A 23,282-nucleotide genomic window follows, 5' to 3' on the forward strand; every position below is an offset into this window, starting at 1 on the left:
AAGAATATTTACCCGAACGAAATATCGTCAGGCAGTTCATTGACATCGTCGGAACGATATGGGAAATGTGTTTTTAATTGCAGGCCAGCTTCTTTGATTCCTGCACAGAGTCCTTCTGCATATTTGCTTTGGGAAAAATAGGAGCGGAGTAAATCTTTTGTACTGTTCCAGAAATCGGCCGGTACTTTTTCATTTATTCCCTTATCTCCCAAAACTGCAAATTTCCGGTCTTCATAAGCGAGATAGAAAAGTACGCCATTTTGCTCTTCCGTGGCGTGCATTCCTAAAAGTCCAAAAACTTCTTTGGCTCTTTCCAGCGCATCTCCCGAGGCACATTTCTTTTCAATATGCACTTTGACCTCACCGGAAGTTTGTCTCTCAGCTTCCTTAATGGCAGCAATAATTTGCTTTTGTTCCTCTTCTCCAAAAAAAAGTGAATCAGTAGGCATAGGGAATTGAAAGTTGAAAAGTTAAGAGTTGAAAGTACGCAGCGAACACCTAGAAGAAGCAGTATTGACTAATGCCAATACTGCATTCCTGTTTTAGAATTGTACCGTTGGTGCTTTTTCTGAACCTGCAGCAGCGGTGAAATAACCTTTCTGAGCAAATCCGAATATACCAGCAAACAAGTTTGTTGGGAATGTTCTTACTTCCTGATTGTAATCTTTCACAACAGTGTTGAAGTCGTTACGGGCTACTGTAATACGGTTTTCAGTTCCTTCTAATTGCGCCTGAAGTTCCAGAAAGTTCTGGTTCGCTTTTAGTTCCGGATATCTCTCCACAGATACTAACAAACGGGAAAGTGCTCCGCTAAGCTGATCTTGGGCTCCCTGGAATTTTGCAATATTTTCAGGTGTAAGCTGATCAGCATTAATTGTTGTTGAAGTTGCTTTTGCACGGGCTTCGATAACGCCGGTTAAAGTACTTTTCTCAAATTCCGCCGCGCCTTTCACGGTATTCACAAGGTTGGGAATAAGATCTGCACGACGCTGGTATTGGCTTTCTACCTTCGCCCAGGATTCCTTCACAACTTCATCCTTGCCTACCATTCCATTATATTTGCCACATCCTACAAATCCGAAAATTAGAAGTATGACAACAACTGCGATTAGTCCTTTTGACATTGTATTGTTTGATTTAGTGTTAATGATTGGGTTCAAAGTTGGCCAAAGCTAGTAAAATCTTAAAGAAAAACTACACAATCGGTAGCTTGGCCTTATATAACGTTGCCAGCTCGGATGACAGGCTCAAATGCTGCCGACACCAGCGATATGATTCCATCGTGACCAGTTGCCGGAAACATTGTAATCGGTTAAAAAGCTCTCGTAATACATAGCGCCCCAGGTCCAGTTTACGCCCAACTCGTTAGCCAGATAATCTGCGGCCAGCGTTCTTTCCGCAGCTGTCAGATTTCCTGTCGAAACCAGTTTATTGATTACAGTATTTACCTGATCATTCTCAGTTTCTCCGCTGGTCCATTTTTCAAAAACTGCCAGTTCATTAAGCCAGCGTTTGTTTACTTCGTGTTTGATTCCCCCCGGTTTGAATAGTCTTGAACCGTGACGAAGCAAAGTCCAGTGAGAAAAGTCTCTTTGTTGAAGCTCCGTAATTACTTTTTGTACTTCGGTATTTTCGCGGTATGGCAATAATGCCGAATAGATCGATTTTGGCGACAGGCAACCCAAAGAAAGCCAGGAAGACAGACCATAATCAACAAGGGGCTCCTCAGAATTTAAAGTATTTCCTGGTTTGATAATCTCTTCCACAAATTGATCAAGCCTTAACAGCGCAGTTGTTTCTCCGCCCTTTAATCTAACATCCAAAGGTTTGCCATTTACGTTAATTTCCATCGGATCAATCGATAACATCGGCAACGAGGGAATAAGTCCGGCTTCATAACCTTGTGGTAAATTGACTTTTTCAGGAGACGGAACTGTCTGTTTAACTTTAAAATGCGCCTGGATCTGTTCATGAAAATCCGGGAAATCCAAGGGGAGTTTTGCAATAGAAAATGGAAGATCAAGCACACCTCCTAATGTTGACATCCAGAATAGCTTGATATCAACATTCATTACCTTGATATTTTTACTGAGAGAAGTTTCTACGCTAGTCTCGTCGGGCGCTATTTCTTTGCTGGTATAAATGTATTGGGCACCATATTCTTCTGCAAGAGCCGCAACTACTTTTTCGGGTTCACCGACACGTATCAACAAATCTCCTCCTTTTTCCCGCAAACGATTTCTCAAATCCAAAACGGATTCTAGAAGAAACTGAGCTCTCAATGCGCCTGCACGACGAAAACCAAATTTTGTTTTTTCAAATTGACGTGGGTCAAAAACATAAACCGGAACAACTTCCTGCGCAATTTCTGTGGCCGCAAGAAAAGCCTCGTTATCCTGAAGGCGAAGATCGTTGCGGAACCAATAAATAATACGGTGAATCATTGGGGAGAATAATAGAAAAGAAATTAAACTTTTGTTCTTACAAGTATACTGAATTTCGTCCTGGCGAACAGTGGTCGCTTTATTTACGAGTTTCACGACAAGACAATAAAACAACGAATCCAACAAAATAGTCGTTCAAACTAATTTGCTGGATTCGAAAATGTCTCAATCTATTCGTCTTAGTAACTCAAAATCGTAAATTCTGTACGACGGTTACGCTGATGTTCTTCTTCTGTTTTTGCATTTGGAATTATAAGCTGGCGTTCACCATATCCCTTCGCTGTCAATCGTTCCGCATCGATTCCTTTTAAATTCAGATATTTTATGGCTGACTCAGCTCTGTTCTGAGAAAGTGTCATGTTATAGGCATCCGTAGCACGTGCATCCGTATGAGAGCTCAGCTCAATATTCATCGTTGGATTGTCTTTCAGGATCTGAACTAATTTGTCAAGTTCCACTGCCGCATCCGGACGAATATTGTATTTATTTAAATCGTAATAAATGTTATCCAGTACAAAAGTCTTGTTCAATTCCAGTCTGTCGAGTTTGATAGAAACCTGAAAGGTCGTATCAGTAACAGCCTTTGTAAGGAAGATCGGAGGAATGCTTCTGCCATTCATCGAAAACGGTTCTCTTTTGCTAATAAATCCTTTGCGTTCCACCAGCAGGACATAAGATCTGCCTTCCTCAACAGGTTGTGTTCCAAATTTGCCGGCAGCATTTGTTTTAAGCTGGGCAATTTGTGTATCGGAAGTATCAGGTAAAATATGCACAATAGCCGAATCGATCGGTGTCGGGTTTGTGGCGTTGTCATACACATCTCCGGCCAGGAAGTAACGAACAGATTTTAATTTCCCTTCGATATAATTCGGGTTTTGCGGATTCAAAGGATCCATAGGATCTTTTTGGGCAATAGTACTGTCCGGTGCTTCCGGTTTGAAGAAATAATAAATGTCATCATCCCCTTTCCCACCTTCCCGGTTGGAGGCGAAAAATCCTTGTTCTTTATTTTTATAAAAAACAAGTCCGAAATCATCCTGCGGGCTGTTAAATGGCAGTCCGAGATTTTCAATCGTGATGATACCTTGTGTACGTGTTGCCGAAAATAAATCCAGTTTTCCTAAGCCGGGATGTCCGTCAGAAGCAAAATAAAGAACTCCACCTTCGGCAACATACGGGAACATATCGTCGCCGGCAGTGTTAATATCGCGGCCCATATTCACAGGTTTGCTGAAACGGCCGGAAGCATCAATATTTGTTCTGTATAAATCAATTCCACCTGCACCACCCGCACGATTTGATGCAAAATATAACGTTTTTCCATCACGGGAAAATGATGGAGAACCGTCCCAGGCAAGCGAATCATTAATAGGTAAAATGCCTGGTACTGTCCATTGTCCGTTAACATTACGGCTTTGATATAAGTCAACATCGGCTGTTCCTTTCTTCTTGCCAGTGTTTCCGCGTGCAAAGATAAGCGTTTTGCCATCCGGGCTAAAAGCCGGAGAACCTTCATTAGCCTCAGGGTCTAAAATTTCTTTGCTGAATAATTCTGTTGTTCCCTGTGTTTCACCAGCATCTTTTCCAATCGCAATTTTGTAAAGGCCCAGCATTGGCTGGCCGTTATTCTTGTATATTTTTTCTTTCTTGGAAGAAGAAAAAACCAGCGCATTTCCAAGTACCGTCGGAGAGAATTCTGAACCAGGTCCATTGAATGGAATATCTTTTAACTGGACGTCCGGCATTTTTTCAATGCGAAGCTTATCTGTAATTTTCAGAATTTCAATTTCACGAAGTGCGCGTTCCTGTAAAATTTTAGGGCTTGTCGGAGCCTTTGCAAAAAGTGCAAACTGATTGGAAGCTTCCGGATATTGTCCGGTTGTTTTTAAAGCATAGGCATATTGAAATTGCGCTTCCGGATTAGTGATCCCGCCATCCAATGCTTTTTTATAATATGGAATCGATTCTTTAAAGCGGTTTGAAAGACGATAAGATTCAGCAATCAGGAAACTTGTTTGCACAGGTTCGTAATTGGCCTGTTCTGCTTTTTGCAAACCTTTAATAGCGAGATCATATTCACCATTGTCGAACTTCTTCAGGCCGTCCTTATAAGCCTGCATAGCAGAATTACAGCCAGTCAGGAATGCTCCCAGTATCAGGAAACTAATAACGAGGGTAAAATTACACCGCAATATTTTCATATAATTAAGTATAAATGCTAACGAATTGATAGGCGTTTATGGGTTACAAAAGACAATACTACTAAAACAACGTTTGGAAATAAAATTCTGGATATAGACAGCAGAATTTTTTATTCATAAGTTAATTATTGCTCCCAAAATAGTCATTCATTGTCATAAAATAGTTACGAAGCATTAATTATTGATTTATGATAGTCTTTTATCCTGAATTTATCTGGAACCGCATTCACTTCTGCCTTCCCTTTCTTCCTCCTCGTTCGGAGTCTAAGCGGAGTACATAAGAATAATTATTTTTGTTGCAATAAAATATTTTGAGATGCCACGAAACACGACTGGCCAGGTCTATACGTGTTTATTGTTGTTAACAAGCTGGTAAAAATGAATACGAAAGCATTAATTATGAACAAATTAATTTAACAATCTGTAAAAAAAAGAATTAACATTTTGAAAATCAGTCTTGGTCTGTTACTTTTGCAGTCCGATTTTTCGGGAAAACCGTTTGTAAAACAATCGATTAGTTGATTAACTAGATTAAAATCAATTCATTAAATGCCAACTATTTCACAATTAGTCCGTAAAGGTAGAGAGACCATTACATGGAAATCCAAGTCACCGGCTTTGGATTCTTGCCCTCAGCGTCGTGGAGTATGTACTCGTGTATATACCACAACGCCAAAGAAACCGAACTCAGCACTTCGTAAAGTTGCGCGTGTTCGTCTTTCTAACAACAAAGAAGTGAATGCCTACATCCCGGGTGAAGGCCACAACTTGCAAGAGCACTCGATCGTTTTGATCCGTGGTGGTCGTGTTAAAGATTTACCAGGTGTTCGTTACCACATTATCCGTGGTGCATTGGATACAGCTGGTGTTAACGGACGTAAACAACGTCGTTCTAAATACGGTGCAAAACGCCCTAAACCAGGACAAGTTGCAGCACCGGTAAAAGGTAAGAAAAAATAAAAAGTAACTCTCTCTGCTTTTATTAAAGAACTATTCTGATAAATAAAAGGGAAGTAATCCTGGATTCTGTTCAGGGTGAATAAGTTGCAAAACGAAACCTCGTGTAAAACATTAAGTACAAAAATGAGAAAGTCCAAACCAAAGAAAAGATATATCCTGCCTGATCCTAAGTTCAGAGATGTACAGGTTACAAAATTTGTAAACAACCTGATGCTTCAAGGCAAGAAAAGCATTGCTTTCACAATTTTTTATGACGCACTAGAAGTGGTTGAGAAAAAAACCAGCGAAAGTGGTCTTGAAACATGGAAAAAAGCATTGAACAATGTAACTCCATCTGTTGAAGTAAAAAGCCGTCGTGTTGGTGGTGCTACTTTCCAGGTTCCAACAGAAGTACGTCCGGAACGCAAGCAAGCTTTGGGTATGAAATGGTTGATCAACTACGCTCGTAAGCGTGGAGAAAAAACTATGGTAGACCGTTTGGCTGGCGAAATCGTTGCTGCTGCTAAAGGTGAAGGAGCTGCTGTTAAGAAAAAAGACGATACGCACCGTATGGCGGATGCGAACAAAGCATTCTCGCATTTCCGTTTCTAGGAAAGCGTTTCATAACGTATCTGTTAAATCCGGCTACTGCATTTTATGCGGTAGCCGGATTTTTTATTGTATGCACGAATGGTTACAATTTGGATTTTTAGTTTAAATTTAAGGTTTGCATTAAGTATTTAATTTTATATTCAAAAATAGTTAAGAAGCTTTTACTCAACAACTCACCTGAAAATTTTAGCTATGAAAAATTTTTGCATTCTGGGCTTTTGCCTGATCGTTATTTTTTCCTGTCGTTCCAAAAAGGTTGAACCAGAAGAAGGTTCGATAGACAGCCGTACCCTCGTAAGTTTTGACCCGGTTTTTCAAAAGGAATTAATTCGATTAGGAATCGATAAACAAATGAGGGAAGATGGGTTAGTTAGATACTCAGACGTTAAAGATGTTGAAAATCTTGAGATTGCCGGGAGTAATATCAAAAGCTTAAAAGGGATTGAGTTTTTTGTCAATTTAAAATCATTGACAGTATATAAACCAAGACTTGATTCGCTTAACTTGAATAAGAATATCAAATTAGAGAAACTCGATATTTATACAGGCGATGATGAAGGTATAGCAGGTACACTGAAATATTTGAATGTCACTTCCTGCAAGTCCCTCCAATCACTAAAATGTTCTGGAAATATTCTGTCATCCTTAGATTTGACTAAAAATTTGGCTTTAACTGATCTCAATTGCGGTAAAAATTTATTAACGCACTTGGATGTTTCAAATAATGTGAATCTTAAGGTTTTAAACTGTGAATACAATCAATTAAAAGCAATTGATATCAGCAATAATACGGCTTTGGAGAATTTGAATTTAAATTTCAATACGAATATTATAACATTAGATGTCACGAAGAATTCTCAGCTTAAAGAAATAAGTTGTGTTTATACGGGATTAAAAGTGCTCGACCTGGCGGCATTGTCAGGCTTGAAATCGCTGGATTGTTATGGGGCTAAGATTTCAAGTTTAAAAATTCCTCAGGGTCTGGAAGTTTTGAATATAAGAGGAACTGCCTTAACATCGTTTGATTTTAATCAGACCAAAATGATGCGAATATTAACAATCGGGAAGGAGCTATCCTCTGTTGATCTAAGCAGTATGACGGATTTGCGTCAGTTGTATGTATATGATTTGACACCTGTTAATCTGGACCTGAGTAAAAACAATAAACTGGATACGCTTTTAATAAGAAATGCAAAAATGCCGAAACTTGATTTTACAACTAACAAACAACTAACGGCACTATATCTTTTTGACTTGGTTATAGATAATCTTGACTTACGTCCTCTCACAGAATTGAAGGCTTGTTCCGTTCACGATTGCCCAAATTTGTCAGTAGTTTGCGTGAATAAAATACCAGTTTCGAGTGTTGATTACAACTGGTTTATTTCTGATTCAATTAAATGGCAAGTATGTAATTGATATCGTAATTGGAGTTATTTATTCGGCTACTGCATTTTATGCCGTAGCCGATTGTCAGCTCTTATCATTCCGGTGATAACAGTTACCTGTGGCTTTCTAAGATGGTCAAGAAGATCGGGGGGAAATTGTTCTATCAATCATTTGCTGATAATTTGGCGATATTACTTACAAATAATCATATTTTTTGGTAAATAATTTTCCAGTGATCACATTTTGTGCCCGGTTCTGTTATTTTTATTCTTACGTAAGTTCATGACGTTGTTTAACGATTGCCAATGATCAAGTTATTTTTCAAATTTTCTTCAAAAAATAATCCATACTCATTGTTTTTATAATCAACTATTTATACTTTTGCACTCTGAATTTTTTGCAGTGGTGTGAAAATGCCCTAATATTATTCAGAGCTTCCTACAAGAATTGAATTGCACAACGAATATAAATAACAGCACCATTTGCCATGGCACGTGATCTAAGATTAACAAGAAATATTGGTATTGCTGCGCACATTGATGCGGGTAAAACTACAACCACCGAGCGTATCCTTTATTACGCAGGAGTAAGCCACAAAATTGGAGAAGTACATGATGGTGCTGCTACAATGGACTGGATGGAGCAGGAGCAGGAGCGTGGTATTACCATTACTTCGGCGGCGACAACAGTTGACTGGACTTACCGTAATGAAAAATACCATATCAACATTATCGATACACCGGGTCACGTTGACTTTACTGTTGAGGTAAACCGTTCCCTTCGTGTATTGGATGGATTGGTTTTCTTGTTCAGTGCGGTTGATGGTGTTGAGCCTCAGTCAGAAACTAACTGGCGTCTGGCTAACAACTATAATGTAGCACGTATCGGTTTCGTAAATAAAATGGACCGTTCTGGTGCAGACTTCTTGAAAGTTTGTGCTCAGGTGAAAGAAATGCTTGGTAGCTACGCAGTACCTCTTCAATTGCCGATCGGTGCTGAAGATACGTTCAGAGGAGTGGTTGACCTGGTTAACTTCCGTGGTATCGAATGGAATGAAGAAGATAAAGGAATGACTTTCAGAGAAGTTCCTATTCCTGAAGATATGTTGGAAGAAGCAACTGAATGGAGAGAAAAACTTCTTGAAGCTGTTGCTGAATTTGACGACACTTTGATGGAAAAATATTTTGAAGATCCAGCTTCAATCTCAGAAGACGAAATTCTTGCAGCTTTGCGCGCAGCGACAATCAGCATGAAAATCGTTCCTATGGTTTGTGGTTCTTCTTTCAAAAACAAAGGTGTTCAAACGATGCTTGATTACGTGATGGCAATTTTGCCTTCTCCTCAGGATCGTGAAAGCATTATCGGAACTGATCCACGTACTGGTCTTGAAATTTCTCGCCAGCCAACGGATGCAGATCCTTTCTGTGCACTAGCGTTTAAAATTGCAACGGATCCTTATGTGGGACGTCTTTGCTTTATCCGCTCTTATTCAGGATATCTGGATTCAGGTTCTTATGTATTGAACAACCGTTCAGGAAACAAGGAGCGTATTTCCCGGATCTTCCAAATGCACGCAAACAAGCAAAATCAGATTGATCGTCTTGAAGCGGGTGATATTGGAGCGGTAGTAGGTTTCAAAGATATTAAAACTGGTGATACTTTATCTGACGAAAAGAACCCAATCGTTCTTGAATCAATGGTATTCCCTGAGCCGGTAATTGGTTACGCAATCGAGCCTAAGAAAGCAGCAGATAGCGATAACTTCTCTAAGGCAATCACGAAGTTGATCGAAGAAGATCCTACGTTACAAGTTGAAAGTAACGAAGAAACTGGTCAGACGATCATCAAAGGAATGGGAGAGCTTCACCTTGAAATTATCATCGACCGTATGCGTCGTGAATTTAAAGTGGAAGTAAACCAGGGTGCACCTCAGGTTGCTTACAAAGAGATTCTTACTAAGAACTATGAGCACCGTGAAGTTTACAAGAAACAAACAGGTGGTCGTGGTAAATTTGCCGATATCCTTTTTGAAATCGGACCGAGAGACGACAACGAAGAAGGACAAGAGCCAAAAACTGGTTTACAGTTCGTTAACCAGATTGTGGGTGGTACTATTCCTCGTGAATTTATCGCACCAATCCAGAAAGGTTTCGAAGCATCTATGTCAAATGGTGCCCTTGCAGGTTATCCTTTGGATTCGATGAAAGTGCGTTTGTACCACGGTTCATTCCACGATGTCGATTCAGATGCACTATCTTTTGAATTAGCTGCTAAAATTGGTTTCAGAGAATCAGCACGTCACGCAGGTTCAAAATTGATGGAGCCTATCATGCATGTTGAAGTACTTACACCTGATGAATACACTGGACCTATCACAGGTGACCTTAACCGTCGTCGTGGTATCATGAGAGGTATGGATTCACGTAATGGTGCTCAGGTTATCAAAGCGGACGTTCCTTTGTCAGAATTGTTCGGTTATGTAACGGATCTTCGTACGATGTCATCAGGACGCGCTACTGCTTCTCTGACATTCGCTTACTACGAAGTTGTACCTCAGCATATCTCTGATACAGTAATTGAAAAAGCAAAAGGCTTAGTTAAAGCTTAATAAAAATATTAGCCACTGCTCTGAAAAGGGCAGTGGCTAAAAATATTTAAGCCAGTGAAGTAAATGGTTCTTTCGCTGGTGGATTGTCGGGATCAGTTCCTATCAAGTTTTTCAAGAACCGGAAATAAGCAAATAAAATGAATCAAAAAATTCGTATCAAACTGCGGTCATTCGATCACAACTTAGTTGACAAATCAGCTGAGAAAATCGTTAAGGCTGTTAAGGCAACTGGTGCCGTTGTTAGTGGTCCAATTCCTTTGCCAACTAAAACAGAAAAATTCACTGTTTTACGTTCTCCTCACGTGAACAAAAAATCCCGTGAACAATTCCAGCTTTGTACTTACAAACGTCTGGTAGACATTTTCTCTACAAGTGCAAAAACTGTTGATGCACTAATGAAGCTTGAATTGCCAAGCGGAGTTGACGTAGAGATCAAAGTTTAGTGATTCTTACAGGTTTATTTATTTAAACCTATTACATAATTGGATGAAGGTCCGGAATTCTGGAAACCACATCTGAGCTCATTCAGGTAATAATTCGAATGTTTTTTTGTGTTCGATCAATGCCAGGAATTAACTGAGGTCAGATGTTTAGTACATCTGACCTTTTTTGCTGATTATCAGTGAGAAATAATAAAATACCGCTTTGATATAAAATTTCAAATTTCTATCTTTGCAGTCCGTTTTAAAGAATAGGGTTTTACCTGCTAATTTAAATTAATTACGATGTCTGGTTTAATAGGTAAAAAAATCGGAATGACTAGTTTGTACAATGCTGACGGGCAGGCTCTGGCATGTACTGTGATTCAAGCTGGTCCTTGTGTTGTTACACAAGTTAGGTCCGAGGAAAAGGATGGGTATAAGGCCCTCCAATTAGGTTTTGGCGAGAGAAAAGAGAAAAACTCTACTCAGCCGTTAATAGGTCACTTCAAAAAGGCCGGAACAACTCCAAAGCACAAGCTTGTTGAGTTCAAGGAATTTGAAGTGGAGCATGAACTTGGAACTTCACTATCAGTGCAAGATATCTTTGCAGAAGGTGAATTCGTAGATGTAGTTGGTTCTGCCAAAGGTCGCGGTTTTCAGGGTGTTGTAAAACGCCATGGTTTCGCAGGGGTTGGTGGACAAACTCACGGTCAGCATAACCGTGCACGTCACCCAGGTTCGATTGGTGCTTGTTCGTTCCCTTCACGCGTATTTAAAGGCATTCGTATGGGTGGGCGCATGGGTAATAATCGTGTAAAAATTCAGAATTTGCGTATTCTGAAAGTGATACCTGAGCAAAACTTGCTAGTTGTAAGTGGCTCAGTACCGGGTTCAAAGAATTCATTTCTAATCATTGAGAAATAGTACCATGGAACTGTCCGTATTAAATATAAAAGGAGAAGATACCGGCAAGAAGGTAAGTGTGTCTGAAGAAATTTTCGGAATCGAACCTAACGAGCATGCGATCTATCTCGATGTGAAATTGTACTTGGCCAATCAGCGCCAGGGTACACACAAGTCAAAAGAACGTGCTGAGATCAATCACTCAACACGTAAGATCAAGAAACAAAAAGGTACAGGTGGAGCACGTGCAGGTAGCATTAAATCCCCGGTATTCGTAGGTGGTGGTCGTATATTCGGTCCTCGCCCTCGTAACTATACTTTCAAGATCAACAGAAAAGTGAAAACGTTAGCGCGTATTTCTGCTCTTTCTGCGAAAGCGAAAATTGACGCAATATCTGTTTTGGAGTCATTTACTTTTGACGCCCCAAAAACAAAGTCATATCTGACTGTACTTAATTCACTTTCATTAGTGAACACAAAAACATTGTTGATCCTTCCTGAGGTTGATAGCAATGTGTACCTGTCAAGCAGAAACATTCCTAAAGCGAAAGTTACTACTGTTGATTTGGTAAATACATATGATCTGATGAATGCAGACCGCCTTTTAATAAGTGAATCTGCTCTGTCTAATTTGGAAACCCTATTAAACAAATAGTGATGAGTGTACTGAAACGACCGATTATAACAGAAAAGGTAACGGCTCAGGGTGGTCAGGGAAAGTATGCCTTCGAAGTAACACTTACTTCAAACAAGGTTGAAATCAAAAAGGCTATCGAGAAACTGTTTGGGGTTACCGTAGAGAGCGTTCATACAATGCGTAGCATTGGTAAAAGCAAATCCCGTACATCGGGTGGAAAGTTTGTAAGTGGAAAAACGTCAACCATTAAGAAAGCTATTGTAACAGTAGCTGAAGGTGAGATCATCGACATTTACGGTGAAGCTTAGAATTTTGGTTGATCTATTCAAATCTTAGAAGAGTTAAGTATAGCAATGGCAGTTAAAAAATTAAAACCGACAAGTGCTGGTCAACGTTTTCGCATGGCTCCTGCTTTTGAGGAGATCACAGCGTCAAAACCTGAAAAGAGCCTATTAGAGCCTGTTAAAAGAACAGGTGGTCGTAATAGCTCCGGACATCGTACCATGCGTCATATAGGTGGTGGTCACAAACGCAGATACCGTGTTATCGATTTCAAAAGAAATCGTTTTGATGCACCAGCAACAGTTCTTACAATAGAATACGATCCAAACCGCTCAGCACGTATCGCTCTGGTACAATATGCTGACGACGAAAAAAGATACGTAATCGCTCCAAACGGATTGAAAGTAGGACAAGTAATTGTTTCAGGAAGTTCAGTAGCACCAGAAATGGGAAATGCGCTTCCACTAGGTTCAATGCCAATTGGTACAATTGTTCACAATATTGAATTGACTCCTGGTAAAGGTGGTCAGTTTGCAAGAAGCGCAGGAGCTTATGCTCAGCTTGTAGCGCGTGAAGGTAAATACGCAGTTATTAAAATGCCTTCTGGCGAAATGCGTATGATTCTTTCAACTTGTATCGCAACGGTTGGAACAGTTTCCAATTCAAGTCACATGAATGTGAATTACGGTAAAGCAGGCCGTAAACGTTGGTTAGGTCGTCGCCCAAGAGTTCGTGGTGTTGCTATGAACCCAGTCGATCACCCAATGGGTGGTGGTGAAGGCCGCTCATCAGGAGGCCAGCCTAGATCAAGAAACGGACAGTTCTCAAAAGGACTTAAGACTCGTGATCGCAATAAGCATTCTGAGAAATTGATTATCAGCCGTCGTAAAAAATAATTAGAATAATATGGCACGCTCATTAAAAAAAGGACCATACATCGACTTTCGTCTGGACATCAAGATTCAGACGATGAACAGCGCAGCACGTAAGTCGGTAATAAAGACATGGTCAAGACGCTCAATGATCTCTCCGGATTTTATTGGACATACATTCGCAGTTCACAACGGTAACAAGTTCATACCGGTTTATGTAACTGAAAACATGGTTGGACACAAATTAGGAGAGTTTTCGCCAACGCGTAACTTCCGTGGTCACACCGCCAAAAAAGATAAAGGTAGAAAATAATTAGTCGACGATAGCTGGGTTTCGTCAATCGGAACCAGCCTATATCTGAAAGAACATGGAAGCAAGAGCTATATTAAGAAATGTGCCTACTTCTCCTCGTAAGATGAGATTAGTAGCCGACATGATTCGCGGACAAAAGGTCAGCAAAGCGTTGGCGCTGTTAAAGTTTCAACCAAGAGCTTCTTCACCAATTTTGCATAAAGTTTTACTTTCTGCAGTTGCCAACTGGCAACAATTGAATGAAGATGCAAAGCTGGAAGACGCTGATCTTTATGTTAAAACCGTATTTATTGACGGTGGACGTATGTTGAAGCGTTTGCGCCCTGCACCGCAAGGAAGAGCACACAGAATCCGTAAGCGTTCAAACCACATTACACTTGTGGTTGATGACAAAGCGGAAGTTGCTACAACGGATGTTGCCGCAAGCGTGGAAAACAAAGTAATCACCGAATCATAAGTAAACGATCTATTTCGAATGGGACAAAAGGTTAATCCTATAGGTCTGAGACTAGGAATTGTTAGAGGCTGGGACTCTAGCTGGTATGGAGGAAAAGATTTTTCTGACAAACTAGTTGAAGACGAAAAAATTCGTAACTATATAAAAGCACGTATCCCAAAAGGATCAATCTCTAAAGTAGTTATCGAGCGTACACTGAAACGTATCACGCTTACAATTCACACGGCTCGTCCGGGTATCGTAATTGGTAAAGGTGGTAGTGAAGTTGACAAGATCAAAGAAGAGCTTAAAAAAATCACAGGAAAAGACGTTCAGATTAACATCTACGAAATCAAACGTCCTGAGATTGATGCAAAATTGGTTGGAGAAGCAATCGCTCAACAACTACAAGCTCGTATCTCTTACCGTCGTGCTATGAAGCAATCAATCGCTTCTGCTATGCGTGTAGGAACTCAAGGTATCAAAATCCGTCTTGCGGGACGTTTGGGTGGAGCTGAAATGGCTCGTACTGAAGAGTATAAAGAAGGACGTATTCCTCTACATACATTGAGAGCGGATATTGACTATGCAATCTCGGAAGCACAAACTATCTATGGTAAAATAGGTATCAAAGTTTGGATCTTCAAAGGTGAATTGTACGGAAAGCGTGATTTGACCCCAAGTGCTGCAACAGCTGCTGCTGACAGAAGCGACAGAGGAACAGGATCTGGCGGCGGAAACGACCGTAACAAGGACAGAAGAGGTGGTCGTGGCGGAAACGATAGTAACCGTGGCGGTGGTAGTGAAGGCGGTGGCGGCGGAAGCGAAGCTGATCGTCGTAAGAGAAGTAGAAATAAGAAGAAGTAATCAGACATTTTCCGATTTTGTGAAATCGGTTCAAATAGATTAGAATCATGTTACAGCCGAAAAGAACAAAATTTCGCAAGCAACAAAAAAACAAAGGTTCAGAAAAGGGACTAGCCACTCGTGGTGCTGAAATCGCTTTCGGATCTTTCGCAATCAAGTCGCTTGAGCCAGGCTGGCTAACAGCACGTCAAATAGAAGCAGCGCGTATTTCAGTTACACGTGCTATGAAACGTGAAGGCCAGGTATGGATTCGTGTGTTCCCTGACAAGCCTATTACAAAGAAACCTGCAGAGGTTCGTATGGGTAAAGGTAAAGGAGCTCCTGAGTATTGGGTTGCACCAATCAAGCCGGGAACAATCATCTTCGAAGCAACCGGTGTTCCACTGGAAACTGCTAACGAAGCATTGCGTCTGGCTGCACAAAAGCTGCCAGTTAAAACAAAGTTCGTGGTACGTCGGGATTATCAAGAATAGACCAACCCCGAACGTTATCTAAGAACGCTAATTATTAAAAGCAATGACTAGTAAAGAAATACAAGACCTGTCGCAGGATCAGCTGAAAGAACAGATCGCACAAGAAAGAGAGCGCCTACTTCGTTTGAAATTCGCGCACGCTATTTCGCCGATCGAAAACCCTTTGCGTATTCGCGCCTCGCGTAAGGAAATTGCAAAACTATTGACCGAACTGTCGGCTAAAACTAACCAACAGTAAATCAGTTTAAGAAATTATGGAGGCAACAGAAAGAAATTTACGGAAAGAAAGAGTCGGTAAGGTAGTGAGCAACAAAATGGAGAAATCCTGTGTGATCACTGTTGAACGTAAAGTTAAGCACGAGAAATATGGTAAGTTTATGACTAAAACTACCAAACTTATGGTGCATGACGAAAATAACCAGGTTGGTATCGGTGATACAATCAAAGTTATGGAAACCCGTCCGCTTAGTAAGAATAAGCGTTGGAGATTAATTGAAATCCTTGAAAAAGCTAAGTAACAAATGGTACAGCAAGAATCAAGACTGTCGGTAGCAGACAACAGTGGGGCGAAGGAAGTACTCGTTATTCGTGTACTTGGCGGAACTGGCAAACGCTATGCTTCAGTAGGCGATAAGATCGTCGTAACAGTAAAGTCTGCTCTTTCTTCGAGCAGCATGAAAAAAGGAACGGTTTCAAAAGCCGTGGTTGTACGGACTAAAAAGGAAGTACGCCGCAAGGATGGTACATACATTCGCTTTGAGGATAATGCAGCCGTTTTACTTAACAACAACGACGAACCACGTGGCTCACGTATCTTCGGTCCAGTAGCGCGTGAATTGCGTGAAAAACAATTTATGAAGATTGTTTCCCTGGCACCGGAAGTGTTGTAAGAAATAAAGACAAAAGTATTTCTTCAGAACCGATTAGAGAATACCTCAAATGGAAAGCAAAAATAAAAACGTACCTGCAAAATTGCATATCCGCAAAGGAGATACTGTAAAAGTAATCTCCGGAAACGCGAAAGGTGAAACAGGGGTTATCAAAACTGTGCTTATTGAGAAATCAAGAGCAACTGTGGAAGGTGTTAATTTGATTACGAAACACGTAAAGCCAAATGCACAGAACCCACAGGGAAGCATCGAAAAACGTGAAGGTACTATTCACATCAGTAACCTGATGGTAGTAGATCCTAAAACTGGCGAAGCGACTCGTACGGGCCGTAAAGCAAACGATAAAGGAAAGTTACAACGGTTCTCTAAAAAATCAGGAGACTTTTTATAGGTCTCCCGGTTTCCGGACCAGTTGTTAGTTTTATATACGAAGCGCGTGGGTCGGCAATCCACATAATTAACTCAGAAAGATGGCACAGCCAAGATTAAAAGAAAAGTACGTTAGCGAAGTAGTTTCGCAACTGAAAGAAAAGTTTGAGTACAAGTCTGTAATGCAGGTACCTCGCTTGACTAAAATTGTTATCAACAAAGGTATCGGCGCAGCCGTATCTGACAAGAAATTGGTTGATACAGGAGTTGAAGAGCTTGGATTGATTACAGGACAGAAAGCAATTGCTACCATTTCTAAAAAGGCGGTTTCCAACTTTAAGTTGCGTGAAAACATGCCGATTGGAGCAAAAGTTACACTACGCGGAGACCGTATGTACGAATTCCTTGACCGTTTGACCTCTATCGCGATGCCTCGTGTACGTGATTTCAAAGGAATCAGCGACAAAGGATTTGATGGTCGTGGAAATTATACTTTTGGTGTGAAAGAACAAATCATCTTCCCTGAGATCTCTATCGAAAAGGTAAACAAGATCACAGGTATGGATATCACATTTGTTACTTCAACTAATTCTGACGAAGAAAGTTACGAATTGTTGAAAGCACTTGGTATGCCTTTCACTAATGCGAACAAACAAGGATAATTCTTAAGATTAAGATATTTACCGACAATGGCAAAAGAATCAGTAAAAGCACGGGAAAGAAAAAGACAAGCTTTAGTAGCTCGTTATGCTGAAAAGCGTAAAACATTAAAGGCTGCTGAGGATTGGGTTGGCCTAGATAAATTACCCCGTAACTCATCGCCTGTACGTCTGCACAATCGTTGCAAGATCACAGGAAGACCTCGTGGATATATGCGCAAATTCGGAATCTCAAGAGTTCTGTTCCGGGAAATGGCCTCTGATGGTAAAATTCCGGGTGTTACAAAATCAAGTTGGTAGGAATACTTTCAATTCTGATTTCAATTACTTAACTTTGCACTCCCGTTTTAAGGGAGTGTTTAAACTAGGCATAAAAAATGTTAACGGATCCCATAGCAGATTATCTGACGAGACTCAGAAACGCCATCAAAGCGAAGCACAGGGTTGTTGAGATACCTGCATCCAACATAAAAAAAGAAATAACGAAGGTACTTTTTGATAAAGGGTATATCCAGAGTTATAAATTTGACGAAGTCGGCCCTCAGGGTGTGATCAAGATAGCCTTGAAATACAATCCTGTTACGAAGCAAAATGCAATTGTGAAATTGCAGCGTGTTAGTAAGCCAGGGTTACGCAAGTACTCCGGGACATCTACACTACCTCGCGTTTTGGGTGGTCTTGGAACTGTAATTATCTCGACATCGAAAGGTGTTATGACAGATAAGGAAGCCAAAACACTGAATGTAGGTGGAGAGGTGTTATGTTTCGTGTACTAATATTTTAAAGTTATTCAGGAAATGTCACGAATAGGAAATAAATTAATCACTATACCAGCAGGCGTTACGATCTCTGTATCTGACGATAACCTGGTATCAGTTAAGGGTCCAAAAGGAACGCTTACTCAGTCTGTTGATACCGATATCGCAATCGAAATCGAAGGAAACGAATTGAAAGTAAAACGTCCTAGCGAACAAAAGCGCCACAAAGCGTTGCACGGTTTGTACCGCTCACTAATTAACAATATGGTAATTGGTGTTGAAGCCGGATACAAAAAGGAAATGGAAATCATCGGTGTGGGTTACAAAGCCAGCGCCGTTGGTAACGTTTTAGAGTTGCAATTGGGTTATTCACATAATATTTTTATGTCTATACCTGATGAACTAAAAATTACAACCACTTCCGAAAAGGGTCAGAATCCAAAAGTAATTTTGGAAGGTATTGACAAGGAATTGATAGGTTCTGTTGCTGCTAAAATTAAGTCTCTACGTAAAGTAGAACCTTATAAAGGTAAGGGTATCCGTTTTGTTGGTGAGATCGTTCGCCGCAAAGCTGGTAAGTCTGCTAAGAAATAGTGCGTAGCCACAGGATGATTTTGTTAACTAAGTTTAGATAAGATTTAAAATGGCTACCTCAAAAGTAGATAGAAGACAACGCCTTAAATATCACATTCGTAAGAAAGTGAAAGGTAGTGCTGAACGTCCCCGTCTTTCGGTTTTCCGTTCAAACACTAGCATCTATGCTCAAATCATTGATGATATTCAAGGTATAACCCTGGTAAGTGCGTCGACGCTTGACCTTGGTGAGAGAAAAGAAAGTTCTAACGTAGAGGCAGCTCTTGCAGTTGGAAAGAAGATTGCCGAAAAGGCGCAGGCAGCAGGTATTCTTGCGGTAGTATTTGACCGTAACGGATATTTGTACCATGGTAAAGTTAAAGCATTGGCCGAAGGAGCTCGCGAGGGTGGCCTGAAATTCTAAGAATAAGCAAAGACTATGTCTACAAATACAAAACCTTCAAAGGTTAACGAATCGGATCTGAAAGAACGCGTTGTTGCGATCAATCGGGTAGCAAAAGTAGTAAAAGGCGGTCGTCGTTTTAGTTTCTCTGCCATTGTGGTTGTGGGTGACGGAAAAGGTGTGGTAGGTCATGGACTAGGCAAAGCAAATGAAGTAACAGATGCTATTGCCAAAGGAATTGACGATGCTAAAAAGAATTTGATTCAAATTCCTATGCTGAAAAACACTGTCCCTCATGCGATGGAAGGTAAATTCAGCGGTGGATTTGTATTGATCAAACCAGCAGCTCCTGGTACAGGAGTTCTTGCCGGTGGCCCAATGCGCGCCGTTCTTGAAAGTGCCGGTATCAAAGACGTCCTTGCTAAGTCAAAAGGTTCTTCGAATCCGCACAACGTTATTAAAGCTACAATTGACGCTCTTTTGAAAATGAGAGCTCCTCACCAGGTTGCTTTCCAACGTGGAGTTAAATTGGACAAAGTATTCAACGGATAATCCTTACAAGGGATTATCCTTTTATCTGAGAGTAATTATGTCAAAAGTACGTATTACACAAATTAAAAGTGTTATCGATCGTCCGGAAAGACAAAAGTTAACTATCAAAGCTTTAGGCTTGGGTAAGATTAACCGTTCGGTTGAGCAGGAAAATACCGACGCCATTGCGGGTATGATCCGTAAGGTAAGTCACTTAGTTTTAGTTGAAGAAATCTAATAAATACTAAAAGTATGAATCTTAGTTCATTAAAACCGGCAGCTGGATCCGTTAAAGTCGGAAAACGTGTCGGACGTGGTCAGGGATCCGGTTTAGGCGGAACTTCTGCACGTGGACATAATGGAGCACAGTCTCGTTCAGGTTACAGCCGTAAATTGGGTTTTGAAGGTGGCCAGATGCCTCTTCAAAGACGTTTGCCGAAATTCGGTTTTAACAACATTAACAGAGTAGAATACAAAGCATTAAATCTTGATGCAATTCAGGCTCTTGTTGAGAAAACAAATGCTACTGTAATTACGCTTGAATTGATTCGTGAAAACGGACTTTGTGCGAAAAAAGACCTTGTGAAAATTCTTAACCGTGGAGAGATTACATCTGCTGTTGAAGTTCAGGCAAATGGTTTTTCTGCATCGGCCATCGAAGCAATTGAAAAAGCAGGTGGTAAGGCAGTTAAATTGTAACCTTGTTGGTTCAGTTCTAAACCGTGTATGTTTGATTATCGAACAGATAATGTAAGCCCTATAACATGAAACGATTTTTTGAGACGATAAAACATATATTTTCGATTGAGGAGTTGAGAACCAGAATTCTCAACACTCTTTTGTTTATAACAATATTCCGTTTAGGGTCTTATGTAGCTTTGCCTGGTGTAGAACCGGATCAGATGAATTTTTCATCACAGGGTTTATTAGGTCTTCTTGATACTTTCTTAGGTGGAGCTTTTAGTAAAGCTTCCATCTTTGCTCTTGGTATCATGCCTTACATTTCTGCTTCCATTGCTATTCAGCTTTTGACTATGGCGCTGCCGTATTTCCAGAAGATGCAAAAAGAAGGAGAGTCCGGGCGTAAGAAGTTAAATCAAATTACAAGGGTTCTTACGATTGTTGTAACACTGGTACAAGGAACTGCGTATTTAAATACAACGGTTCCTGATGAAGCATTGCTTGTTTCCCGCAGCTTGTTTTCTATATCATCTGTTTTTGTTCTTGCAGCCGGAACTATGTTCTGTATGTGGTTGGGAGAGCGTATTACGGATAAGGGTGTCGGAAATGGTATCTCTATGTTGATTATGATTGGTATTGTTTCCCGTTTTCCGGGTGCAATTCTTAAAGAGTTTCAATCAAGAGGAACGGGTGGAATTTTGCTTTTCGTTCTGGAAATCGTTGCCTTGTATTTCGTAATTATGGGTGCTGTAATGTTAACGCAAGCAGTACGTCGTATTCCGATACAATATGCAAAACAGGTAGTTGGTAACCGGGTTATGGGTGGCCAGCGTCAGTACCTTCCATTGAAATTGAACGCAGCTGGTGTTATGCCAATTATTTTCGCTCAGGCGTTAATGTTCATTCCTTCTCTTGGAGCCTCTTATTTTGCTGAAAAAAGTGACTTCGCTAGTAACGTTGCCACGATATTCGCAAATTATACAACCTGGCAGTACAATTTATTGTTTGCTTTCCTTATCATCGTTTTCACTTTCTTCTACACTGCAATCTCGGTTAATCCCCAGCAAATTGCAGATGATATGAAAAGAGGAGGCGGTTTTATCCCTGGTGTTAAACCAGGTCAGCAAACTTCTGAATACATCAGTTCTATTCTTGACCGCATCACTTTCCCTGGTTCACTTATGTTAGCTCTTGTAGCTATCTTGCCTGCTTTTGCTAGTATGGCTGGTGTATCAACGGACTTCGCGCATTTCTTCGGAGGAACGTCTTTACTTATTATGGTAGGTGTTGTTTTGGATACTTTGCAACAAGTTGAAAGTTACTTGCTGATGAGAAGATATGAAGGACTAATGAAATCAGGACGTGTAAAAGGTAGGACTGAAAGTGTTGCTATCTGATTTGGAATGATCTATTTGAAAACAGAGGAGGAAATAAACCTCATTAAAGAAAGTGCACAGGTTTTAGGTAAGGCTCACGCCGAAGTGGCACAATGGATTAAACCAGGTATCACTACAAAAAAGCTTGACACTGTCGCTGAGGATTATATCAGGAGTTATGGAGGAATACCTTCATTTAAAGGCTTCAACAATTTCCCTGCTTCACTTTGTATGTCTGTAAATGAAGTAGTAGTTCACGGAATTCCCGGGAGTTATGAACTAAAAGACGGAGACATTGTTTCAATTGATTGCGGTGTTAAGTTAAATGGATTCCACAGCGACAGTGCTTATACATATCCTGTGGGCGAAGTATCAAAAGAAGTGATGGATCTTTTAACTGCCACAAAAAAATCTCTTTATAAGGGAATTGAACAAGCAGTTGACGGATTAAGAATAGGTGATATAGGATTTGCGGTACAACACTATTGTGAACAAAGAGGTTACACCGTGGTTCGCGAACTTGTTGGACATGGCGTGGGAAGAGAACTTCACGAAAGTCCGGAAGTACCAAATTACGGAAAAAGAGGAAAAGGATTACGTTTGAAAGAAGGAATGGTCCTGGCGATCGAACCGATGATTAACTTAGGTACTAAGTCAGTTATGCAGGAAAAAGACGGCTGGACAATCAGGACAACGGATCGTAAATACTCAGCTCATTTTGAACATACGGTTGTTGTGCGTAAAGGTAAAGCTGAAATTCTTACCACTTTTGATTATATAGAACAAGTCACGGCGAATACCAGCCTAATGGTTGAAGTAAAGTAATAAAAGCTACGAATGGCAAAACAAGCATCAATTGAACAAGACGGGGTCATTTTAGAAGCGCTCTCGAATGCAATGTTTCGTGTAATATTAGAAAATAAGCACGAGGTAATAGCACACATTTCAGGTAAAATGAGGATGCACTATATTAAAATTTTACCTGGCGACCGTGTAAAGCTTGAAATGTCTCCATACGACTTATCAAAAGCGAGAATTGTATACCGATACAAATAAGCTAAGAATTTGAATAGATTAGTTTAGGAAATAACTATTGTAAGTAACATGAAAGTTAAAGCATCAGTAAAAAAGCGCAGTGTAGACTGCAAAGTCATACGCCGGAAGGGTAAAGTCTACGTAATTAATAAGAAGAACCCACGGTATAAACAAAGACAAGGTTAATAATTATGGCACGTATTTCAGGAGTTGATATCCCCGACCGTAAAAGAGGCGAAATTGCCTTAACTTACATTTTTGGAATTGGTCGCAGTACTGCGAAGAAAATTCTGGACAAAGCAGGTGTGGATCTGGATAAAAAGGTACTTGACTGGTCAGATGAAGAGTCAGGGGCTATTCGTTCTGTAATTACAGGCGAATATAAAGTAGAGGGAGCACTAAAGTCGGAGGTTCAATTGAGTATCAAACGCTTAATGGATATTGCTTGTTACCGTGGCCTTCGTCATCGTAAGGGATTGCCATTGCGCGGACAGAGAACTAAGAATAACTCTCGTACTCGTAAGGGTAAACGCAAGACAATCGCGAACAAGAAAAAGGCTACTAAATAAACAATGAGTGTGGCATCACAGCCACTTCTTATTCCATAAG

At 40.4% G+C, this 23,282-nt stretch carries 34 protein-coding genes; 30 read left to right on the top strand and 4 right to left on the bottom strand.

Going from position 1 to position 23,282, the window contains the following annotated elements; genetic code table 11:
- Nucleotides 1-8 precede the first annotated feature (8 nt).
- The 4 genes from L0657_RS16315 to L0657_RS16330 all read right to left on the bottom strand — a co-directional run bounded on the left by L0657_RS16315 (nucleotide 9) and on the right by L0657_RS16330 (nucleotide 4,564).
- Entirely contained in the window at nucleotides 9-449 is a 441-nt protein-coding gene (locus tag L0657_RS16315; protein ID WP_235151848.1) for a TPM domain-containing protein, read from the bottom strand.
- Nucleotides 450-542: 93 nt separating this feature from the next.
- On the bottom strand, nucleotides 543-1,124 hold the full coding sequence (locus tag L0657_RS16320; RefSeq protein WP_235151849.1) for a LemA family protein: 582 nt from the start codon (nucleotides 1,122-1,124) through the stop codon (nucleotides 543-545).
- 123 nt (nucleotides 1,125-1,247) lie between these two features.
- Complete coding sequence (locus L0657_RS16325) at nucleotides 1,248-2,444, bottom strand: deoxyribodipyrimidine photo-lyase (protein WP_235151850.1); 1,197 nt, start codon at nucleotides 2,442-2,444, stop codon at nucleotides 1,248-1,250.
- Nucleotides 2,445-2,623: 179 nt separating this feature from the next.
- Nucleotides 2,624-4,564 (bottom strand): OmpA family protein, encoded by a 1,941-nt coding sequence (locus L0657_RS16330; protein ID WP_235151992.1) that lies wholly within the window; start codon nucleotides 4,562-4,564, stop codon nucleotides 2,624-2,626.
- A gap of 630 nt (nucleotides 4,565-5,194) precedes the next feature.
- On the opposite strand from L0657_RS16330, the gene rpsL reads away from it, so the two are divergent.
- From rpsL to rpsM, 30 genes are all read left to right on the top strand, one after another.
- The gene (gene rpsL, locus L0657_RS16335; RefSeq protein WP_090341137.1) at nucleotides 5,195-5,605 is read left to right on the top strand and encodes a 30S ribosomal protein S12; all 411 of its coding nucleotides are present in this window, start codon (nucleotides 5,195-5,197) and stop codon (nucleotides 5,603-5,605) included.
- A gap of 123 nt (nucleotides 5,606-5,728) precedes the next feature.
- The gene (rpsG, locus tag L0657_RS16340) at nucleotides 5,729-6,196 is read left to right on the top strand and encodes a 30S ribosomal protein S7 (protein ID WP_090341140.1); all 468 of its coding nucleotides are present in this window, start codon (nucleotides 5,729-5,731) and stop codon (nucleotides 6,194-6,196) included.
- Nucleotides 6,197-6,388: 192 nt separating this feature from the next.
- Complete coding sequence (locus L0657_RS16345) at nucleotides 6,389-7,615, top strand: hypothetical protein (protein WP_235151851.1); 1,227 nt, start codon at nucleotides 6,389-6,391, stop codon at nucleotides 7,613-7,615.
- Nucleotides 7,616-8,072: 457 nt separating this feature from the next.
- Nucleotides 8,073-10,193, top strand: coding sequence for an elongation factor G (gene fusA / locus L0657_RS16350; protein WP_234648038.1), 2,121 nt, complete (start codon nucleotides 8,073-8,075; stop codon nucleotides 10,191-10,193).
- Between the two features lie 137 nt (nucleotides 10,194-10,330).
- The gene (gene rpsJ / locus L0657_RS16355) at nucleotides 10,331-10,636 is read left to right on the top strand and encodes a 30S ribosomal protein S10 (protein ID WP_015813787.1); all 306 of its coding nucleotides are present in this window, start codon (nucleotides 10,331-10,333) and stop codon (nucleotides 10,634-10,636) included.
- Nucleotides 10,637-10,918: 282 nt separating this feature from the next.
- Entirely contained in the window at nucleotides 10,919-11,539 is a 621-nt protein-coding gene (gene rplC, locus L0657_RS16360; protein ID WP_234648037.1) for a 50S ribosomal protein L3, read from the top strand.
- Nucleotides 11,540-11,543: 4 nt separating this feature from the next.
- On the top strand, nucleotides 11,544-12,173 hold the full coding sequence (gene rplD / locus L0657_RS16365; RefSeq protein WP_090341152.1) for a 50S ribosomal protein L4: 630 nt from the start codon (nucleotides 11,544-11,546) through the stop codon (nucleotides 12,171-12,173).
- 2 nt (nucleotides 12,174-12,175) lie between these two features.
- Entirely contained in the window at nucleotides 12,176-12,463 is a 288-nt protein-coding gene (gene rplW / locus L0657_RS16370) for a 50S ribosomal protein L23 (RefSeq protein ID WP_090341154.1), read from the top strand.
- A 45-nt stretch (nucleotides 12,464-12,508) separates the two neighbouring features.
- Complete coding sequence (rplB, locus tag L0657_RS16375; RefSeq protein WP_090341157.1) at nucleotides 12,509-13,333, top strand: 50S ribosomal protein L2; 825 nt, start codon at nucleotides 12,509-12,511, stop codon at nucleotides 13,331-13,333.
- Nucleotides 13,334-13,343: 10 nt separating this feature from the next.
- On the top strand, nucleotides 13,344-13,622 hold the full coding sequence (gene rpsS, locus L0657_RS16380; protein WP_137342292.1) for a 30S ribosomal protein S19: 279 nt from the start codon (nucleotides 13,344-13,346) through the stop codon (nucleotides 13,620-13,622).
- 55 nt (nucleotides 13,623-13,677) lie between these two features.
- A complete protein-coding gene (gene rplV / locus L0657_RS16385) occupies nucleotides 13,678-14,079 on the top strand; it encodes a 50S ribosomal protein L22 (protein ID WP_090341163.1) in 402 nt (133 codons plus the stop codon).
- Nucleotides 14,080-14,097: 18 nt separating this feature from the next.
- On the top strand, nucleotides 14,098-14,925 hold the full coding sequence (rpsC, locus tag L0657_RS16390; RefSeq protein ID WP_137342291.1) for a 30S ribosomal protein S3: 828 nt from the start codon (nucleotides 14,098-14,100) through the stop codon (nucleotides 14,923-14,925).
- 47 nt (nucleotides 14,926-14,972) lie between these two features.
- Complete coding sequence (gene rplP / locus L0657_RS16395; protein WP_090341168.1) at nucleotides 14,973-15,398, top strand: 50S ribosomal protein L16; 426 nt, start codon at nucleotides 14,973-14,975, stop codon at nucleotides 15,396-15,398.
- A gap of 43 nt (nucleotides 15,399-15,441) precedes the next feature.
- Complete coding sequence (rpmC, locus tag L0657_RS16400) at nucleotides 15,442-15,636, top strand: 50S ribosomal protein L29 (RefSeq protein WP_137342289.1); 195 nt, start codon at nucleotides 15,442-15,444, stop codon at nucleotides 15,634-15,636.
- 16 nt (nucleotides 15,637-15,652) lie between these two features.
- Complete coding sequence (rpsQ, locus tag L0657_RS16405; RefSeq protein ID WP_090341174.1) at nucleotides 15,653-15,916, top strand: 30S ribosomal protein S17; 264 nt, start codon at nucleotides 15,653-15,655, stop codon at nucleotides 15,914-15,916.
- 3 nt (nucleotides 15,917-15,919) lie between these two features.
- A complete protein-coding gene (gene rplN / locus L0657_RS16410) occupies nucleotides 15,920-16,288 on the top strand; it encodes a 50S ribosomal protein L14 (protein WP_090341176.1) in 369 nt (122 codons plus the stop codon).
- Nucleotides 16,289-16,337: 49 nt separating this feature from the next.
- Nucleotides 16,338-16,679 carry a 50S ribosomal protein L24 gene (gene rplX, locus L0657_RS16415; RefSeq protein ID WP_234648036.1) on the top strand — a complete coding sequence of 114 codons (342 nt, stop codon included), beginning with the start codon at nucleotides 16,338-16,340 and terminating at the stop codon, nucleotides 16,677-16,679.
- Nucleotides 16,680-16,758: 79 nt separating this feature from the next.
- The gene (rplE, locus tag L0657_RS16420; RefSeq protein ID WP_090341178.1) at nucleotides 16,759-17,319 is read left to right on the top strand and encodes a 50S ribosomal protein L5; all 561 of its coding nucleotides are present in this window, start codon (nucleotides 16,759-16,761) and stop codon (nucleotides 17,317-17,319) included.
- A 27-nt stretch (nucleotides 17,320-17,346) separates the two neighbouring features.
- Nucleotides 17,347-17,616 (top strand): 30S ribosomal protein S14, encoded by a 270-nt coding sequence (gene rpsN, locus L0657_RS16425; protein ID WP_090341179.1) that lies wholly within the window; start codon nucleotides 17,347-17,349, stop codon nucleotides 17,614-17,616.
- A 77-nt stretch (nucleotides 17,617-17,693) separates the two neighbouring features.
- Nucleotides 17,694-18,092, top strand: coding sequence for a 30S ribosomal protein S8 (gene rpsH / locus L0657_RS16430; RefSeq protein ID WP_090341180.1), 399 nt, complete (start codon nucleotides 17,694-17,696; stop codon nucleotides 18,090-18,092).
- Nucleotides 18,093-18,113: 21 nt separating this feature from the next.
- Entirely contained in the window at nucleotides 18,114-18,668 is a 555-nt protein-coding gene (rplF, locus tag L0657_RS16435; protein WP_234648035.1) for a 50S ribosomal protein L6, read from the top strand.
- 49 nt (nucleotides 18,669-18,717) lie between these two features.
- Nucleotides 18,718-19,071, top strand: a complete 354-nt coding sequence (rplR, locus tag L0657_RS16440) for a 50S ribosomal protein L18 (RefSeq protein ID WP_137342285.1) — start codon at nucleotides 18,718-18,720, stop codon at nucleotides 19,069-19,071.
- A gap of 15 nt (nucleotides 19,072-19,086) precedes the next feature.
- Nucleotides 19,087-19,602, top strand: coding sequence for a 30S ribosomal protein S5 (gene rpsE, locus L0657_RS16445; RefSeq protein ID WP_090341189.1), 516 nt, complete (start codon nucleotides 19,087-19,089; stop codon nucleotides 19,600-19,602).
- Between the two features lie 37 nt (nucleotides 19,603-19,639).
- The gene (rpmD, locus tag L0657_RS16450; protein ID WP_159469519.1) at nucleotides 19,640-19,819 is read left to right on the top strand and encodes a 50S ribosomal protein L30; all 180 of its coding nucleotides are present in this window, start codon (nucleotides 19,640-19,642) and stop codon (nucleotides 19,817-19,819) included.
- A 14-nt stretch (nucleotides 19,820-19,833) separates the two neighbouring features.
- Nucleotides 19,834-20,280 (top strand): 50S ribosomal protein L15, encoded by a 447-nt coding sequence (gene rplO / locus L0657_RS16455; RefSeq protein ID WP_159469521.1) that lies wholly within the window; start codon nucleotides 19,834-19,836, stop codon nucleotides 20,278-20,280.
- A gap of 65 nt (nucleotides 20,281-20,345) precedes the next feature.
- Nucleotides 20,346-21,659 carry a preprotein translocase subunit SecY gene (secY, locus tag L0657_RS16460; RefSeq protein WP_235151852.1) on the top strand — a complete coding sequence of 438 codons (1,314 nt, stop codon included), beginning with the start codon at nucleotides 20,346-20,348 and terminating at the stop codon, nucleotides 21,657-21,659.
- Nucleotides 21,660-21,665: 6 nt separating this feature from the next.
- Nucleotides 21,666-22,463: a type I methionyl aminopeptidase gene (gene map / locus L0657_RS16465; RefSeq protein WP_235151853.1), complete on the top strand. Its 798-nt coding sequence runs from the start codon at nucleotides 21,666-21,668 to the stop codon at nucleotides 22,461-22,463.
- A 12-nt stretch (nucleotides 22,464-22,475) separates the two neighbouring features.
- Nucleotides 22,476-22,694, top strand: coding sequence for a translation initiation factor IF-1 (gene infA / locus L0657_RS16470; RefSeq protein ID WP_235151854.1), 219 nt, complete (start codon nucleotides 22,476-22,478; stop codon nucleotides 22,692-22,694).
- A gap of 48 nt (nucleotides 22,695-22,742) precedes the next feature.
- Nucleotides 22,743-22,859 (top strand): 50S ribosomal protein L36, encoded by a 117-nt coding sequence (gene rpmJ / locus L0657_RS16475; protein WP_090341197.1) that lies wholly within the window; start codon nucleotides 22,743-22,745, stop codon nucleotides 22,857-22,859.
- A gap of 5 nt (nucleotides 22,860-22,864) precedes the next feature.
- Nucleotides 22,865-23,242, top strand: a complete 378-nt coding sequence (rpsM, locus tag L0657_RS16480; protein ID WP_234648033.1) for a 30S ribosomal protein S13 — start codon at nucleotides 22,865-22,867, stop codon at nucleotides 23,240-23,242.
- Nucleotides 23,243-23,282 lie beyond the last annotated feature (40 nt).

This window comes from Dyadobacter sp. CY345, assembly GCF_021502725.1.
GTDB lineage: Bacteria > Bacteroidota > Bacteroidia > Cytophagales > Spirosomataceae > Dyadobacter.